Raw genomic sequence first — 15,510 nt, forward strand, 5'->3', positions numbered from 1 at the left:
TTCCTAGCAGGTATGCGTGTTTTTCAACGATTATACCATAAGATACGGTGGTTTATGCTGTGCGCGAGCTGAAAACTGCCATGCAGCGCCGAAACGCGCGCCGGAAGGGCACGCGTTTCGGAAGCCGGACTGGCGGACACTTGGTAGATGGCAGCGAGACGAACTGCAAAAACCTGCAGCTATTTTTGGTGATATGCCGAGCTTTCTTATTCGTCCTGGTCCGTCAAAATATACGGACCGTCCGCGGTAATCGCCACCGTGTGCTCGTACTGGCAGGACAAGCCACCGTCTATCGTGCGCGCCGTCCATCCGTCCGCATCGATTTTCGTGCCGTACGCTCCGGTATTGATCATCGGCTCGATCGTAATGACCATGCCTTCCTTCAGCCGCAGTCCCCGTCCCGGAGGGCCGTAGTGCGGTACATGCGGGTCTTCGTGAATCGTTTGGCCGATCGCGTGTCCGGTGAAGTCGCGTACGACCGAATAACCGCGTTCTTCCGCGAAGGTTTGGATCGCGTGCGAAATGTCGCCCAGACGATTGCCCGGCTTCGCTTGCGCAATACCCCGGTACAGCGCTTCTTTGGTTGTTGCCATCAGATCCTCCGCTTCCTTCGAAACGGTACCGACGGCATAACACCAAGCGGAGTCCGCCAGCCAGCCGTTCAGGTTGACGACCATGTCGATTTTGACGATATCGCCGTTCTGCAGAGGCTCGCGTTTCGGAAAGCCGTGACAGATGACGTCGTTGACCGAGGCGCAGGTGGCGTATTCGTATCCGCGGTAACCGATTTGTTCGGGTGTGGCGCCGTGGCTGCGCATGTACGATTCGGCAAACTGATCGATCTCCCACGTCGTCACGCCGGGTTTGATCATGCTCCGGAGCTGTTTATGAATGTCGGCGAGAATAATGCCGGCTTGCTTCATTTTAGCGATTTGTTCTTTTGTTTTTATGGTAACCAAATCGGGCCCTCCTCAAAGTAAAGATGTCGTAGCTGTCGGAAGCGCCAAATGGCGTCCTTTATGCCTTTATAGTATCAATATAAGCAGGCGAAGGCAAAAAGGACCCACCTTTTTCAGCAAAAACGGGTATTCGCCCATAAACTTCGGGCGGATGCCACATATACTGTTGGTGAAATCGCCCACACGCAGGAAAGCGATGCGGGCTAAATACCGGATAAAGGGGATAAATAAATGTACGATTATAGACAAATGCCTTCGAGTTTACTTTGGTGGATGATGCCGGGCGGCGGCCCTGGCGGTCCGGGAGGTCCCGGCGGGTTTCCCGGCGGTCCCGGCGGCCCTGGAGGACCCGGAGGATTCCCTGGAGGGCCTGGCGGTCCCGGCGGACCTGGAGGATTTCCGGGCGGACCTGGAGGTCCGGGCGGGGGGCCAGGCGGGGGACCAGGCGGCCCTGGAGGCCAGGCCGGCATGCCGCAAACGCCGCCGCCCGGCTTTACGCCGCAGAAGCCCGTCACGACGCAGGGTGTAAGCACATTCGCCGTCGACCCGGGCGCTATCCGTCGCTGCATGTTCCGGTTCGTCTATATATGGCAGCGTAACGGGGATCAGTATTGGGCATTTTTGACGTTTGTCGGCCCGCGTTCCGTAGCCGGCTTCCGCTGGAACGGTTTCTGGTGGCAGTATTTCGGCGTCGATCTTCGCCAAATCGACCAGTTCACCTGTTTTTGATTCGAGCAAAGCCGTCCGCTTGCGCAAAACAAGCGGGCGTCTTTTTTTTGCCTGAAGGTTTTGTTAAAATGTCAGAAGACTTGCGAAAGCAAGCCGTTCTGCCCCTCCTTCATATTTCCGCGAAATGAACTTCATGATTTCCATTGTAACGGTCATAAGGTTTATATTTGATTGCACACGTTTACATAACGACCAATACGCACGATAAAGGGAGATGCATAAGCGATGCTTCTTGGCATTGATATCGGTACGACGAACAGCAAGGCCGGGCTGTATACGGAAGACGGCAGGGCGGTGGCCGTAGAAAGCCGCAAAACGGTAACCCATACTCACGCCGAGGGCTACTCATACTACGATCCGGACGGAATGTGGGAAAGCATCGCATCTGCGGTTCGCACGGTGCTTCAGAAAGCCGGGAACCCAAAGGTAAAGGCTGTCGGTATTACGAGCATGGCGGAAAGCGGGCTGCTGGTCGATCGCGAAACCGGACAAGCCAAATCGCCCTTCATGCCTTGGTTCGATACATGCTCGCAGGCGCAGGCGGACCGGATCGCGCAAGAGACGGAGCCGTTCGAGTTGTTTCAACAAACGGGTCTCCGCAACAGCTTTAAAATGGGACTCGCCAAGCTGCTGTGGATCCGCGACCGGTTCCCGGAAGCCTTGGACGGCCCGGTAACTTGGCTGTCGGCTTCCAGTTATATCGCGTACAGGCTGTCCGGCAGCATGGCGATCGACTATTCGCTGGCGGCGAGAACGCTCGCTTTCCGAATCGACGAGAAGCGCTGGAACCGGGAATGGCTCGCTCATTTCGGCTTCGAGGAATCGCTCTTCCCGCAGGCATTGCCAAGCGGAGCCCGCATGGGCGACGTAAACGCGAATGCGGCGGCAAAGACGGGCTTGACGACGGGGACGCCGGTGGCGGTAGCCGGTCACGATCATGTGATCGCCGCGCTCGCTGTCGGTTCGATAGCGCCGGGCGTCGTCTACGATTCGATGGGGACGGCGGAAACGCTCGTCGGCACGCTTGAGGAGCGCCCGCTTACCCGCAAGCAGTTCGATTCCGGATTGTCTTACGGCTGCCACGTCGTACCGGACCGCCATTTCTGGATGGGCGGCAACTCCGCATCCGGCGGCTCGATCGAGTGGCTGCGCGCGCAATTCGGCGAGGAACCGATGAGCTACGAGCAGCTGATCAAGCTGCTTGATGCGGTCAAGCCGGGACCGACCGGCATTTTGTATTACCCGTACTTGTCCGGCAGCGGGGCGCCGTCGCCTAACCCTCGCGCAAAGGCGGCGTTCATCGGCTTCACCGGCAAGCAAGGCAAAGGCGAGCTGATTAAAGCCGTGCTTGAGGGGACGGCCTATCAGCTGCAATTGATCCGCCGTTCGGCGGAAGAAATCGCAGGCAGCCCGATCGGCACGCTGCTCGTCGTAGGCGGCGGCACGCGAAACCGCCAATGGCTGCAGGTCAAAGCCGACGTGCTGAACTGCTCGCTGGAGGTGCCGCCAATCGAAGAGGCCACTCTTCTCGGAGCTGCAATGGCGGCAGGCATCGGCTGCGGCGTTTACGGCTCGCCCGAGGAAGCGGTGAAGGCGGTCCGCACCTCCGGCTCCGCCCGCATCGAGGCGGACGTCGAGAGGCACGAAGCTTACCGGAAGCTTTATGATGAAGGTTATGTGCCGATGCTCGGAGCGTTGGGCGAGTTTTACCGGAGAGGATAAGAAGAGTAAGCCGCTGCACTCGGACTGCAGCGGCTTTTTTTTTGCAGTCGGAAAGAAATATCGGAAGCCGGCTTACCGCTAAAACGTAAACGCCGTCGTATAAACGAGGCGGGTAATTATCCTTGAACGATAGATGACAGCGGGGGAAAACTGTTCAGAGAGATACCGGCATTGGCGAATAAGATCGAATGGCGAAAAAGGCATGAACCTTTACGCTCGGCACCCTAATTTTTTCAGTAATGGAAGCAGGAATTTGAGGGAGAAACGAAGAATACAAACATATGTTCTTAAAATGGGAGGGGAATACATGTTGAATAAAGAGAAGCTTGTCCGATCGATGGAGAAATGGATTTCATTCGCGGAGTCTTTGCGCGGCCTGGACGAGCGTGTATGGACCATGGCGATCGGCGAGGGAAAATGGGCGGTTCACGATATCGTCAGTCACATGATGCTGTGGGACCGCTACTATATGGAGACGGCGGTTTCGAAGGTGCGCCGCGATGAGCCGCTGACGCTCGCGAACTTCGACTTTGAAGGCTTCAACCGCGATGCGGCCGTTTACGGCAGGGCCAAAAGCAGGGACGAGCTGCTCGACGAGGCGGTGCAGGTCCGCCGGGAAATCGTAGAACATTTGCGGGCCATCCCGGAGGAGCATTATTCCGCCGTCCATGCCGCAGTCGATTGCAAGTTTGTCATTACGGAATATATCGCCGATTTCGCTTGGCATGACGATCATCATATGAATCAGATCGCGTCTCTGTCGGCTGTGCCGAAGGCATGACGGGGATTTCATATATAGGAGGTATCAAGGAGGCATAAGCGGGCGAAGGGGCCGTTCCCCGGAGCATCTCGGATGTTCAAGGGATTACCCCTTCGATTGTTTGCTCATGCGTCATATCGGAGCGTCACTGCGCCGTTTTATCATGTCCTTTTTTGGTGACGGCGCCTACGGGATTGGTCGTGCTTTTCGCCTGATCGATCGTATCGTTGACGAATGCCATATCCTGATTTTTGGGCTTCATATTGCGCGTGCCTTCGTAGTTGCCCTCATGCGTGCGGTTTTCCATTTGTGGACGGCCTCCTCTTCGGAAAGTGATAACCAGTTCTAACATGTGCCAAAACGGTTCATTTTATCAACGAAAAACTCCCTAAAAAAAATCCCCCAAAACCACGCAGTTCTCGACTGCGGTGATGGAGGAATTCCTTTTAGGGTGAGGAGAGGCCTTGATTTAGGGGAGATGAACGGTTTTGATATGGTGCATGTTCCAATAATACGTATCGCCGTTAGCCGTGACGAGCTCCAGCTGCTGATCCTCGAAGCTTTTGAGAAGCCCGATTTTACGCGGATGTTCGTCCATGTCGAGCACTACGAACTTGCCCTCCAGCTTTTTGATTTGCTGCTCGAACGTCCGGGACAGCGTGATATTGGACGGTTTGACCGGAAAATATTCCTGATTCAGCGAATACGGCGTCATGTCCTGCTGATACGGAATTAAATACTTGAGGTGGTTCATCGAAATGAACACCGTATGGTAAACAGGCGAGTAGAAAACGAAATAATCGTTCATGATGCCGGTCAAATAACCGTGAATCGAGTGGCCCCCGGATGTGTATATTTCCAGAAAAAGTCCCTTGGCGTTGACGAGGATCTTACGGTAGGAAATAGGCTCCGCATGATTCTCGATCGGCTGCTCGGACAGTTCGGAAATCGCGAGATCGGTCATGCCCAGCTTCACGCTTTGGATGTGCACAAGCGGGATGTACAAATAATGAAACCCGTTATGCATGACCAGAATGTCGCTGCCCAGGTCGATCAATAACCCCGTAAACACGCCTTTCCCGGATATGTTCACGTCGATATGCTTACCAAGAAAATTTCGAATGCCATTCAATATCGTATACCCCCTCTCTTCGTAAGTCAGCGAAGCGACACCGGCCGCGAAAAAGCCTTTCGGCTTTCCGTTGCGGCCGGTACCGGCTCGTTTGCCGAGCGGGGGGTCCTTATGGGAGCAGCACCCCGCTGCGGCGATTTGCAAGCCTATGATAAGCAACTGTTTTTAAGCATTGGATCTTGCCTTATGACTGTAAGAGAGGTTGGCGGAATCGAGTGCGTCGTTCGTTTGGATATATTCGGCTGTTGGGTGCGGTTGAGGTTTAAGCAGCTTATAGAGCAGGAGGCCTGCAAGCATGGAAATGAGGTACGGCAGCATGATTTATCCCTCCCTTATAGACCCGTAGAAAGCTCGGAGGGTTATTTGACGCGAACGTTCGCCCGGACTTTGGCTGTGCTTTTGCCGGCCATTCGAGTTCTGGCTTGCTTGCGGCTGCCGTTAACGGCACGCGTGCGGCTGCTGTAAGCGTTGCGCGTACGTCCGCGGCGTTCGCGGCGTCCGCTCCGATCGTCGCTGCGATCGCTGCGGTCATGGTCTCTGGTGTAGCCGCGGCGGTTGTTTTTGCCGGATTTGTCGTTTTTCCCGCCGGATTTGTTTTTGTTTTTGTCATTTTTATCGTTCTTGTCGTTTTTGTCGTTCTTGTTGTTATTGGCGTTTGCATTGCCGTCGTTTTTGTCGTTGTTGCCGGTGTAGAGCGAGATGGATTTAACATGGTAAGTCGGGATGCGGATGATGTCTTTGTTGACGACGACGATCATATAATCTTCGTTGGCGTCGGTCAGCACGCCTTCAATTTTTTCAGGGCCGCCGCGGTTGATCGTGACGACGTTCGGACGAAGCTTTTCCAGCACTTCGGAAAATTTGCTTGCGTGGACGTATTCCGGGCTGCTGCTGTACGTGATTTTGCTGTTGCCGTTGGCGTTATTGTTGCCGTTTTGACCGTTTTGGCCGCCGATGACTTCGTTGAAGCTTTTGATGTGTTTCAGGTTGAAGTAGCAGATGCCGTTGCCTTCGCCGGTGTCCAGAACGAGAAAGTCGTTCTTGACGTCGATCAGTTTACCCCAGACTGCGTCGTGTCCTCCTCTGTTCACTTTAAACTCTTTGCCTACCATGGATTTCAGATAGCTGTGTCCTGCCATTTGCTTGTTCCCCTTTCGGTTGTCATTGGTGGTGCTTTGTACTTTATATATACGTATCCCTTATTTAAGAGGTACTAGCCAAACAACTAGATTCTTCGAAATTCCACCTTTATCTATCAGTGTTTAGCGGAGTGCTGATAGGTTAGAGAAGGTTTTTGGGGTTGCCGTCCGTTGCGTGGTAAAATACGGTTAGCACGTAAAAAGCATCTACGAGCTCTAATGCGTAATTTGGAAGATATATGAGGCGGCGTTGGTAGAATTGCAGCGCTGCAAGCGGCGATGGAAGCCGCAAAGATGCGGGAGGAGCGATCGAAGCATGAAGTTCAGCGATTTTGCGTACCGGCGGCCGGATATGGCGCTATTGGAGGAGCAATTCGAAGCTTGGCTAGGCAAGCTGGAGCAGGCGGATACGGGGGAAGCGCAAATCGAGGCGCTGGCGGCGATAAATAAGCTTCGGGGCGAGTACAAAACGCTGTCGGCTATAGCCGGCGTACGGCATACGGTCGACACGAACGATCCCTTCTACAAGGCGGAGCAAGAATTCGACGACGAATCGCAGCCGATCGTACAAGGGATGACGACGAAGCTTTACGAAGCGCTCGTCCGTTCCCCGTACCGCGGAGAGCTGGAGGCCAAATGGGGCCGGCAGCTGTTCAGCCTCGCCGAGCTGGCGCTGCGGACGTTCTCGCCGGAAGTGATGGCGGAGCTGCAGCAGGAGAACAAGCTTTCAAGCGACTATACAAGGCTTATCGCCTCGGCCAAAATCCCGTTTGCGGGCGAGGAAAGGACGTTGTCCCAGCTCGTGCCGTTCATGCAATCGCCCGATCGCGAGGTGAGAAGGCAGGCGGGAGAAGCGAGGTACGGATTTTTCCGCGAGCATGAGGAGGAGCTGGACGGCATCTACGACCAGCTGGTCAAGGTGCGCACGTCGATTGCCCGTAAGCTGGGATACCGCAATTTTGTCGAGCTTGGCTATGCGCGAATGGAGCGGATCGGCTACGATGCGGCTATGGTGGCGAACTTCCGCAATCAGGTAAAGACGCATATCGTGCCCGTCGCTTCCAAGCTGAAGGAACGGCAGCGCGCAAGAATCGGCGTTGACCGGATCCGTTACTACGATGACAAATACTTATTCGCAAGCGGGAATGCCAAGCCGAAGGGCGATCTGGACTGGATCGTCGATCAGGCCACAAGAATGTATGACGACATGTCTCCCGAGACGTCGGCGTTCTTCCGGTTCATGCTTGAGCATGAGCTGATGGATCTCGCCAGCAAAAAAGGAAAGGCGGGCGGCGGCTACTGCACGTATTTCCCGGACTACCGCTCGCCGTATATTTTCGCGAACTTTAATGGAACGACCGGCGATGTGGACGTGCTGACGCATGAAATCGGCCACGCGTTCCAAATGTATGTAAGCCGCGATTTCGAAGTACCGGAATATTACGGTCCGACGCTTGAGGCCTGCGAGATTCACTCGATGAGCATGGAATTTTTCGCTTGGCCGTGGGCGGAGCTGTTCTTCAAGGAGGATGCGGACAAATACCGGTTCACGCATCTGAGCGACGCTTTGCTTTTCATCCCGTACGGGGTGTCGGTCGATGAATTCCAGCATTTCGTCTACGAGCATCCGGAAGCGACGCCGGCCGAGCGGAAGCGGGCATGGCGCGATATCGAGCGCGCTTATTTGCCGCATCGCCAATACGAGGATAACGAGTACCTGGAACGGGGCGGGTTTTGGCACCAGCAGGGCCATATTTTCAATGCGCCCTTCTACTACATCGACTATACGCTGGCGCAAATTTGCGCGCTGCAGTTCTGGAAGCGGGCTGGAGAAGACCGGACGAAGGCTTGGGCCGATTACTTGCATCTTTGCAAGCTGGGCGGGAGCCTCTCGTTTACGGAGCTGGTGCGGGAGGCGGGTCTGCGCTCGCCGTTCGAGGACGGCTGCGTGGAATCGGTAATCGGCCACATCGAAGGAAGCCTCGATGCGATCGACGATGCGAAGCTGTAGGGGTGTTGCCTGCAGCCTGCCCAAGGATTCGTCATAGTCGGGGGAGGGGCATAGGGGTGTCCGTCGGAAAGACCTAGCGGCCGACTTTGAAACCGGGAAATGACCGCAAAATCAATTCCAGATTTCCTGGTTTCAACGGAGGTGTAGATGGATTGGTTGCGAATTTGACGGGTCCTTGGCAGCCGGCCCCCCCCATCGATTGGACATCGGACGATGGAAATGAGAAGATAGATGCGGGTGATCGCAGGATGATGAGAATCAATAAATATATAAGTGAAACGGGCGTATGCTCGCGCCGCGAGGCGGATAAATGGGTCGAAGAGGGCAGAGTGACGATTAACGGCGTCCTTGCCGGACTCGGCAGCCAGGTGGGCGAAGGCGACGATGTCAGGGTGAACGGCCGTCCGATCGGCGCCAAAACCCGCCACGTATACATTGCCTTGAACAAGCCGGTCGGCATTACATGCACGACGGAGCGCCATATCAAAGGGAATATCGTCGACTTCGTAGGCCACAAGGAGCGCATTTTTCCGATCGGGCGGCTGGACAAGGATTCGGAAGGGCTTATTTTGCTGACGAACAATGGGGACATCGTCAACGAGATTTTACGCTCGGAGAACAATCACGAGAAGGAATACATCGTCACGGTAGACCGGCCGATTACCGATTCCTTTCTTGAAGGGATGGCGAACGGCGTCCGGATTTTGGACCAGATCACGAAGCGGTGCAAGGTTGTAAAGATGGGCCAGCACACGTTCCGGATCGTGCTTACGCAGGGGTTGAACCGGCAAATCCGCCGTATGTGCTCGGCATTCGGGTACAATGTCCGGCGGCTTCAGCGGGTGAGGATTACCAACGTCAAGCTGGGCGCTTTGAAAATCGGGCAATGGCGGGACTTGACCGATGCGGAGCTGAAGGATCTTCTGCCGGAGCGATTCGGGCGAAGCTGACGATTCCGAGATAAGAACGGGGTTGTCCCAAAGTCTGGAGCATCTGCGGGGGTGCTCTTTCCGACATTTTAAAAAAAGCCGACGCAAGGCTATTCCTTGTCGATCGGCTTTTTGATGTTGTCTTCGTATTTATCGATAAAAAGCTTGCCGTTCGTCCCCTTTACGGCGTAGCATATGTCTGCCAGAGTCAGATTGCGTTTGTTCAGCTCCCTGTTCAGCCACTCCTCGCCAAGCTCCGGATGCCTGCGCAAATTTTCATGAATGACTTCCCCGTCCATAATGAGTTCGACCGGGAAAGCCTCTTTGCCGGCCGTCCGAATCGCCAGATCCTTGCGGATAACCTGCCGGTATTCCGGCTTCTTGAGCACGGATAACCGCCCGTTCAGCTCAAGCACGGCATATTCGACTTCCTCTATGTTGAAAATATCTTTCTCTCGCAGCTCCTGATTCAGCGTGTCGAGCGTGAGCTTCAGCTTGCGCAGGTTTTGCTCGAGAATTTTGCTGTTCTCGATGACGACCGTCGGTTTTCCGGATATCCATTTGCGGGATTTGCGGCTTTTCAAGGAAACATGGGAGAGGAAATAGGCGATCGCGCTGAATAGCAGGAGGCTGGTCAACAGGTGCCACAAATGATAATAAGTATTAAACGCGAAATTTCCGGCAATCGCGCCGAGCGTAATCGTGACGACAAAATCGTGATAGGTCATTTGCGAAACGGTTTGCTTGCCCAGCAATCGGGCGATGATCATAATCAGGACGAATGCGGCAGCCGTCCGCAGAATAACTTCCCAAAAAGTCTCCATAATGCCTCCTAATACGGGCCTTCTCTAAATGGAATCGATATTTCCTTTAGTATGAATTGGAAGCCGGAAACTATTCGTTATACGACAAAAGGAAGGGGCTGTCTCAAAAAGAGCTTCTTCCCCCATCACGTGGAATAGTATACTGGAAAATCTACATCTATTATTCAGCTTTCACGGCTTCAGAACGAACTAAATGGAAAATCTGCAGTTGATTTTACCCGTTTCGGCTATTATTGATGAAATCGACGAAAATACCTGTAGTTTTTCCATCAAGATGCCGATTTTTCATGTTTTAAGCAAAACTAGCTGTAGTTTTCCCATCTAGACCCTGGACCCCGGGCACGACAAAAACGGGGCTAACCCGATTAGTCCGAAGTCATTACCATCTTCATGACCCCACCTGTAGTTGCTTCAAAATGCCAAATCGGCAAACAAATACGCCTCCATCCACTTTACCGGTGTCTTGGAAGCGTACTTGTTTATACGGATTCGACCCAATCGCGGCGCAGGGCGAAAATATCGCGCAGCTCGTCTGTCGACAGCTCGGTGATCCAGTTCTCCCCGCTGCCGACGATTTGCTGGCTCAAGCTTTGCTTGCGCTCGATCATTTCGTCGATGCGTTCCTCCAATGTGCCGAGCGTGACGAACTTATGCACCTGCACATGACGCGTTTGGCCGATGCGGAAGGCGCGGTCGGTCGCCTGATTCTCGACCGCAGGGTTCCACCAGCGATCGAAGTGGAACACGTGATTGGCGGCCGTCAGGTTAAGGCCGGTTCCACCCGCTTTCAGCGAAAGCACGAACACCCCGCCTTCGGCGTTCGCGGCTTCCAGCGTTTCGTCCGATGCCTGTTCGGGAGCGGCAGCCCCGGATGCCGGGCTGCCGCTCTGGAACTCTTCGATCATCCGGTCGCGCGCCGCCTTCGGCGTTCCGCCGTGCAGAAACAGCACGGGTTCTTGCAGCTCCTCGGCAAGCACAGTCTGAAGCATGTGGCCGGTTTCAACGAATTGCGTGAAAATGAGGCATTTATCCCCCTCCTGCCGCAGCTCGTTCACCATGTCGACGATCCGCTCCAGCTTGTTGGAGCGCTCGCGCCAAACGGCGCGGTTTCCTTCCTTGAGCAGCATCGCCGGATGGTTGCATATTTGCTTGAGCTTCGTCAGCGCCGTCAGGATGAGCCCGCGACGTTCCATCGTAGAAGAACGGTCGATGCGCGAAAACATGTCCTGAATGTAGTTTTCATACAGGGAGGCTTGCTCCGGAGTCAGCGAAACGAATGATTTGCTTTCGTATTTATCCGGCAAATCCAGCTGTATGGCCGGATCCTTCTTGACGCGGCGCAGCATGAACGGACGGATCAGCTGCTGAACCTTGGCGATGGACGCGGAATCCTTCGATTTCTCGATCTGCATCGCATACCTGGCCGAAAACTCGCGCAATGTGCCCAAGTAGCCGGGATTGAGAAAGTCCATAATCGACCACAGCTCGGTCAGCCGGTTCTCAATCGGCGTTCCGGTCAGGGCGATGCGGTGATAGCCTTCAAGCCTTCTAACGGCGCTTGCTTGTTTCGTATAAGCATTCTTGATATTCTGCGCTTCGTCGAGGCAGATCGAGTTCCATGCTACGGCGGCAAGCTCCTGCTCGTCGAGATGCGCGAGCGTGTACGAGGTCATGACGAGATCGGCCTGCCCGGCCGTTTCGACGAAAGCATCGCCCTTCAGCCGGTGCGGGCCGTAGTGCAGATGCACCCGAAGCCCGGGCGCAAACCGCTGCAGCTCTTTCTGCCAGTTGCCAAGCACGGAGGTCGGGCAAACGAGCAGAGAGGGGAAGGCCGCGCCTTCCGCCTGAGTCTGGTCAGGAAGCGGACCGCTTTCCGGTGCCGCGCCGATGCCTGAACGGGTCTCATGCTTGATGGCGAGCAGGTAAGTAATCCATTGGATCGTTTTGCCGAGCCCCATATCGTCGGCTAGACAGCCGCCAAGTCCGAAGCGCCGCAAAAACATCATCCACGATACGCCGTCCAACTGGTAAGGCCGGAGCTCTCCCCGGAATTCCGCAGGAGGGACGATGCGCGGGATCGACGATTGCTCCTTCAACTGATCGATCAGGCGCAGCAGATGCCCGTTCAGCTCGACCTCCATCGCGAGCCGTTCCGGGCTGTCTTCGTCGAATCGGGGATCGCCGCCGGCCTGGTCGCCTTGCTCGGCTTCCGCCAAGCCAAGCAGATGCAGCTCGAGGACATCGCGCAGCGACAGTCCTTTTTTCTTTTTGACTTTCTTGATCGCTTGCTCGATTTGCGCAAGCTGGCGCGGATCGAGCTGAATCCACCGGCCGCGGAAACGGACAAGCTTGCGTTTCTCTTCGATGAGCTGCATGAATTCCGCTTCGGTCAGCTCGAGGTCGCCGACGGCCAGCCGCCAGTCGAACTCCATCAGCTGGCCGATGCCGAACATGGACTCGCCGGCCGTGCCGGCGGGCGCTTTGATTTTGGCGCGCAGCCGCGGCTTCAATTGGCTGACGCGTTCCCACCAAGCGGGCAGAAATACTGTGCTGCCCGCCTCGGCGAGCCGCAGGCTGCCATGCGCCAGAAACTCCCACGCTTCGTCGTGGGAGATGGCTTCGCGCATGCGCTCGGGCTCGTCAGGCTCGCGCAGCCAGGGCAGGATGTGCAGCCATCGCTGCACATCCTTGCCGACGCGGGCGATGTCGTCCTGCCAGCTCTCCGGCAGGAGGGTATCGTCCGCGGGCAAGCCCTGCGGGCTGCATGCGAGCAGCATTGCCGCGTCGCGGCGGTCCTGCAGGAGCACCTGCAGGCGCCAAGTGCGGCCCTCCTCGGGCTCGACCAGCTGGAGGCAGGTGCGGAACGGGCTGGAATCATGCTTCCAGCCGATGGCCACCAGCCAGTCTTCTTCGTCGAGCCATATGCCGCTCGCGATCCCGCCTTCGCGCAGCTGCGGATGCGCCTGCTCCAATCGCTCCAGCGCGCCGCGAAAAGCCGGCTGTTTGCGGGCCCATTCGGTAAGGAGCGTATTCATCCACTCCTTCGCTACCGTTCCCGCCGCAGAGCCGTCGTCGTCCGGCAGATCGAGCTTCCAGCCGAGCGAGCCTTTCTTCCACTTCTCGAAATCGGGCATGCAGCGGCCTTCCTCCAGCGCTTGACGCACGGCCGGAGCCAATTGCCGCAGCGCCTCCAGCTCGGGGCTCCAGCGCAACGAGGCATGCTGAAGCTGGACCGTCTCGCAGAAGTAATCGAGCGCAAGCTCGGCGGGAAGGATCACGCCTTCTTTATCGAGGTGATCGGCTGTATCGATAAACGTCCCGTAGAACGATTCCTCGTGCCAGGCGAACAGCTGATGCTTCAATTCCAGCGAATCGATCGAGCTGTGCTGGCTCCTCGAACCCCACAGGAACAACGCGCCGGAAGGCAGCCAAGAGCAAATGACGGTAACGGCGGACGATGCGATCATGTGAGCCACTTCCCTTTCTTCAATTCCTCTTGGAAGGCGCGCAGCCGGGAATATTTGACGGCAAGCCGCTGGAGGAAATCTTCCCAGCGGTCCAGCCGGTTCAGCTTTTTGTAAATGGTTTGCAGCTTACGCAGCAGCTTCACCGCGGTTTTGTAGGAGGTACGGTTTTTTTCGAGAATCGAGCGCTCGACAGCCTGGTGAAAGAGCGGCAGCAGCAGCGCCGGATCTTCGTGCTCGACCGTTTTCAGATCGATTGCGTTCAGGCGGTTCGGGAGCACGTTAAGCGAAAGCTGCAAATCGACCCATTGCTTAATCCGTCCGCTTTGCATTAAATATCCGGCATAGAAGGGATAGCTTCGCGGGAGCAGAGAGAGCATGATCCGCACCCATTCTTCGTCCGATTCGAGGTGAGGGGCGGCCGACTGCCAAAATCCGCAGATCATCACAAACTCGTCTTGGCGTGCCTTGACGGTTTCCGGGAGCAGCCAGCGCAGCCATGCCGTCAGCCTGGTCCATGCTCCCTCGTTCGTCAAGTGCTGGAGCACGATACGGAAGTCGCCGACTTTTTTGGCTTGCAGTTCATTGAGCTGGCGCATCGCTTGTTCGTCTTCGCCGTTCATCAAATCGAAATGAGTCAAAGCGAGCAGCAGCGTATCTTTGCGTCGGGGCGTCAACCCCTGGCGGCCAAGCAAAAGAGTCAGGCGGGTGCGCTCCTCGCGGACTGCGCTTCCTTCCCCGCCGCCGTCACCGAACCAACGCCACCATAACAGCCGATACAGATCCAGCCAGTCGATCGGCCCGGCTTTTCCGGTCAGCATCGTTTCCGCCGAAAACGCAATGGTTTCCTCCCAATGCTTCGGATATGCCTTCCGGATCGGGGACGGCTCGTTCTCAGAGGCCAGTCCGGCTATCGCCTCGCGGCAGCGTTCCGATACGGCGGCCGAGCCGACTCCCACATAGTAGGAAAGATAGGTCGACTGGCTGTCCTCATGGAGCTGCTCCACCTTGCGCAGGATGAACAACAGAACGTGCAGGGAGTAGAGCGGCTTTATGCGCGGATCCCAGTCTTCGGCCAGCTTCTCCAGCGAGGATACGGCCATATCGTAAAATTCCTCGACCGCCTGCGGACTGCCAAGCGAGTAGCCGTGAAAGCGCTGCTCGAAGAAACGCTGCCATTCCTTCGGTCCGTCGCCGAGTTCGATCGCCGACCTTCGTTCCGCTTCTTTCCGTAATTTAGCGGCGGCCGATTTGCTGTTTCTTGCCCGCGTTTGTATGGCTAGCTGCAGCTGGCGGAGCATAAGCTCCGGCCGGCCATGCGATTCGTAGGTTTGAAAAAAGACAGCTGCAATATGCTGGCACCAGCCGTCGGCCGGGCACTCGCACGTACTGCGCGCGAACGATTCGAGATTGACGACGACCCGGTACCACTCCGATCCGCGCACGCGTGCACGCAGCTCCGTACCGCCCTCGAGCTCCAATTCTTTAACCCGGCCTTTATGGTAATAAAGCCAGCCTCGCTCCAGAACGCCAGGGCTAAAACGCGACCGGATTTCATCGGCCAAGTAGTTGATTCGGTTTACGGGAAGCTTCAGCTTGAGCATCGGTCGTATTCGCTCCTCCCTGGTTGAACGGACTGCCCTTTCCGGGGGCGGAGCGTTCACCGCTTATATCGGTGCCGGCCGGCGGCCGGTACGATTTCATCACGAACATAAAAAGGCTATCCTTACATGATACCAGATTTGGGATTGTTTTGCCTATTGCGGCGGCGCAGGTAACGGGAAGTAGGGCCGGATCCGCCGGCCGCTTCGGGAAGCTTTAGCTTAAAGTAAGAATACGCG

The 15,510-nt window shown here is 56.0% G+C and carries 13 protein-coding genes; 5 read left to right on the top strand and 8 right to left on the bottom strand.

Annotated elements, in window-relative coordinates; all coding sequences use genetic code 11:
- Positions 1 to 206: 206 nt before the first annotated feature.
- Entirely contained in the window at positions 207 to 959 is a 753-nt protein-coding gene (gene map / locus DQG23_RS34625) for a type I methionyl aminopeptidase (RefSeq protein WP_113035620.1), read from the bottom strand.
- A gap of 231 nt (positions 960 to 1,190) precedes the next feature.
- Between map and DQG23_RS34630 the strand changes: the two genes are divergently transcribed.
- The 3 genes from DQG23_RS34630 to DQG23_RS34640 all read left to right on the top strand — a co-directional run bounded on the left by DQG23_RS34630 (position 1,191) and on the right by DQG23_RS34640 (position 4,191).
- On the top strand, positions 1,191 to 1,688 hold the full coding sequence (locus DQG23_RS34630) for a hypothetical protein (protein WP_158560857.1): 498 nt from the start codon (positions 1,191 to 1,193) through the stop codon (positions 1,686 to 1,688).
- A 225-nt stretch (positions 1,689 to 1,913) separates the two neighbouring features.
- Positions 1,914 to 3,410 carry an FGGY-family carbohydrate kinase gene (locus DQG23_RS34635; protein WP_113035621.1) on the top strand — a complete coding sequence of 499 codons (1,497 nt, stop codon included), beginning with the start codon at positions 1,914 to 1,916 and terminating at the stop codon, positions 3,408 to 3,410.
- 307 nt (positions 3,411 to 3,717) lie between these two features.
- A complete protein-coding gene (locus DQG23_RS34640; RefSeq protein WP_158560858.1) occupies positions 3,718 to 4,191 on the top strand; it encodes a DinB family protein in 474 nt (157 codons plus the stop codon).
- Between the two features lie 124 nt (positions 4,192 to 4,315).
- On the opposite strand, the gene DQG23_RS42665 is transcribed toward DQG23_RS34640, so the two are convergent.
- The 4 genes from DQG23_RS42665 to DQG23_RS34650 all read right to left on the bottom strand — a co-directional run bounded on the left by DQG23_RS42665 (position 4,316) and on the right by DQG23_RS34650 (position 6,441).
- Positions 4,316 to 4,477 carry a hypothetical protein gene (locus DQG23_RS42665; protein ID WP_192894670.1) on the bottom strand — a complete coding sequence of 54 codons (162 nt, stop codon included), beginning with the start codon at positions 4,475 to 4,477 and terminating at the stop codon, positions 4,316 to 4,318.
- A gap of 162 nt (positions 4,478 to 4,639) precedes the next feature.
- Positions 4,640 to 5,302 (bottom strand): DUF2642 domain-containing protein, encoded by a 663-nt coding sequence (locus tag DQG23_RS34645; protein WP_113035673.1) that lies wholly within the window; start codon positions 5,300 to 5,302, stop codon positions 4,640 to 4,642.
- A 165-nt stretch (positions 5,303 to 5,467) separates the two neighbouring features.
- Complete coding sequence (locus DQG23_RS42375; protein WP_158560859.1) at positions 5,468 to 5,620, bottom strand: hypothetical protein; 153 nt, start codon at positions 5,618 to 5,620, stop codon at positions 5,468 to 5,470.
- 41 nt (positions 5,621 to 5,661) lie between these two features.
- On the bottom strand, positions 5,662 to 6,441 hold the full coding sequence (locus DQG23_RS34650; RefSeq protein WP_113035623.1) for a hypothetical protein: 780 nt from the start codon (positions 6,439 to 6,441) through the stop codon (positions 5,662 to 5,664).
- Between the two features lie 316 nt (positions 6,442 to 6,757).
- Between DQG23_RS34650 and DQG23_RS34655 the strand changes: the two genes are divergently transcribed.
- The gene (locus tag DQG23_RS34655; protein ID WP_113035624.1) at positions 6,758 to 8,452 is read left to right on the top strand and encodes a M3 family oligoendopeptidase; all 1,695 of its coding nucleotides are present in this window, start codon (positions 6,758 to 6,760) and stop codon (positions 8,450 to 8,452) included.
- A 251-nt stretch (positions 8,453 to 8,703) separates the two neighbouring features.
- The gene (gene rluF, locus DQG23_RS34660; protein WP_113035674.1) at positions 8,704 to 9,402 is read left to right on the top strand and encodes a 23S rRNA pseudouridine(2604) synthase RluF; all 699 of its coding nucleotides are present in this window, start codon (positions 8,704 to 8,706) and stop codon (positions 9,400 to 9,402) included.
- A gap of 89 nt (positions 9,403 to 9,491) precedes the next feature.
- Here the strand turns inward: rluF and DQG23_RS34665 are convergent, their stop codons facing one another.
- From DQG23_RS34665 to DQG23_RS34675, 3 genes are all read right to left on the bottom strand, one after another.
- Entirely contained in the window at positions 9,492 to 10,205 is a 714-nt protein-coding gene (locus DQG23_RS34665) for a DUF421 domain-containing protein (protein WP_113035625.1), read from the bottom strand.
- A gap of 479 nt (positions 10,206 to 10,684) precedes the next feature.
- Entirely contained in the window at positions 10,685 to 13,672 is a 2,988-nt protein-coding gene (locus DQG23_RS34670; protein ID WP_113035626.1) for a DEAD/DEAH box helicase, read from the bottom strand.
- A complete protein-coding gene (locus DQG23_RS34675; protein ID WP_113035627.1) occupies positions 13,669 to 15,273 on the bottom strand; it encodes an SWIM zinc finger family protein in 1,605 nt (534 codons plus the stop codon). Before DQG23_RS34675 ends, DQG23_RS34670 begins: the two co-directional genes overlap by 4 nt.
- Positions 15,274 to 15,510: the final 237 nt, after the last annotated feature.

The sequence above is a fragment of the Paenibacillus contaminans genome (genome assembly GCF_003285015.1).
Classification (GTDB): domain Bacteria; phylum Bacillota; class Bacilli; order Paenibacillales; family NBRC-103111; genus Paenibacillus_V; species Paenibacillus_V contaminans.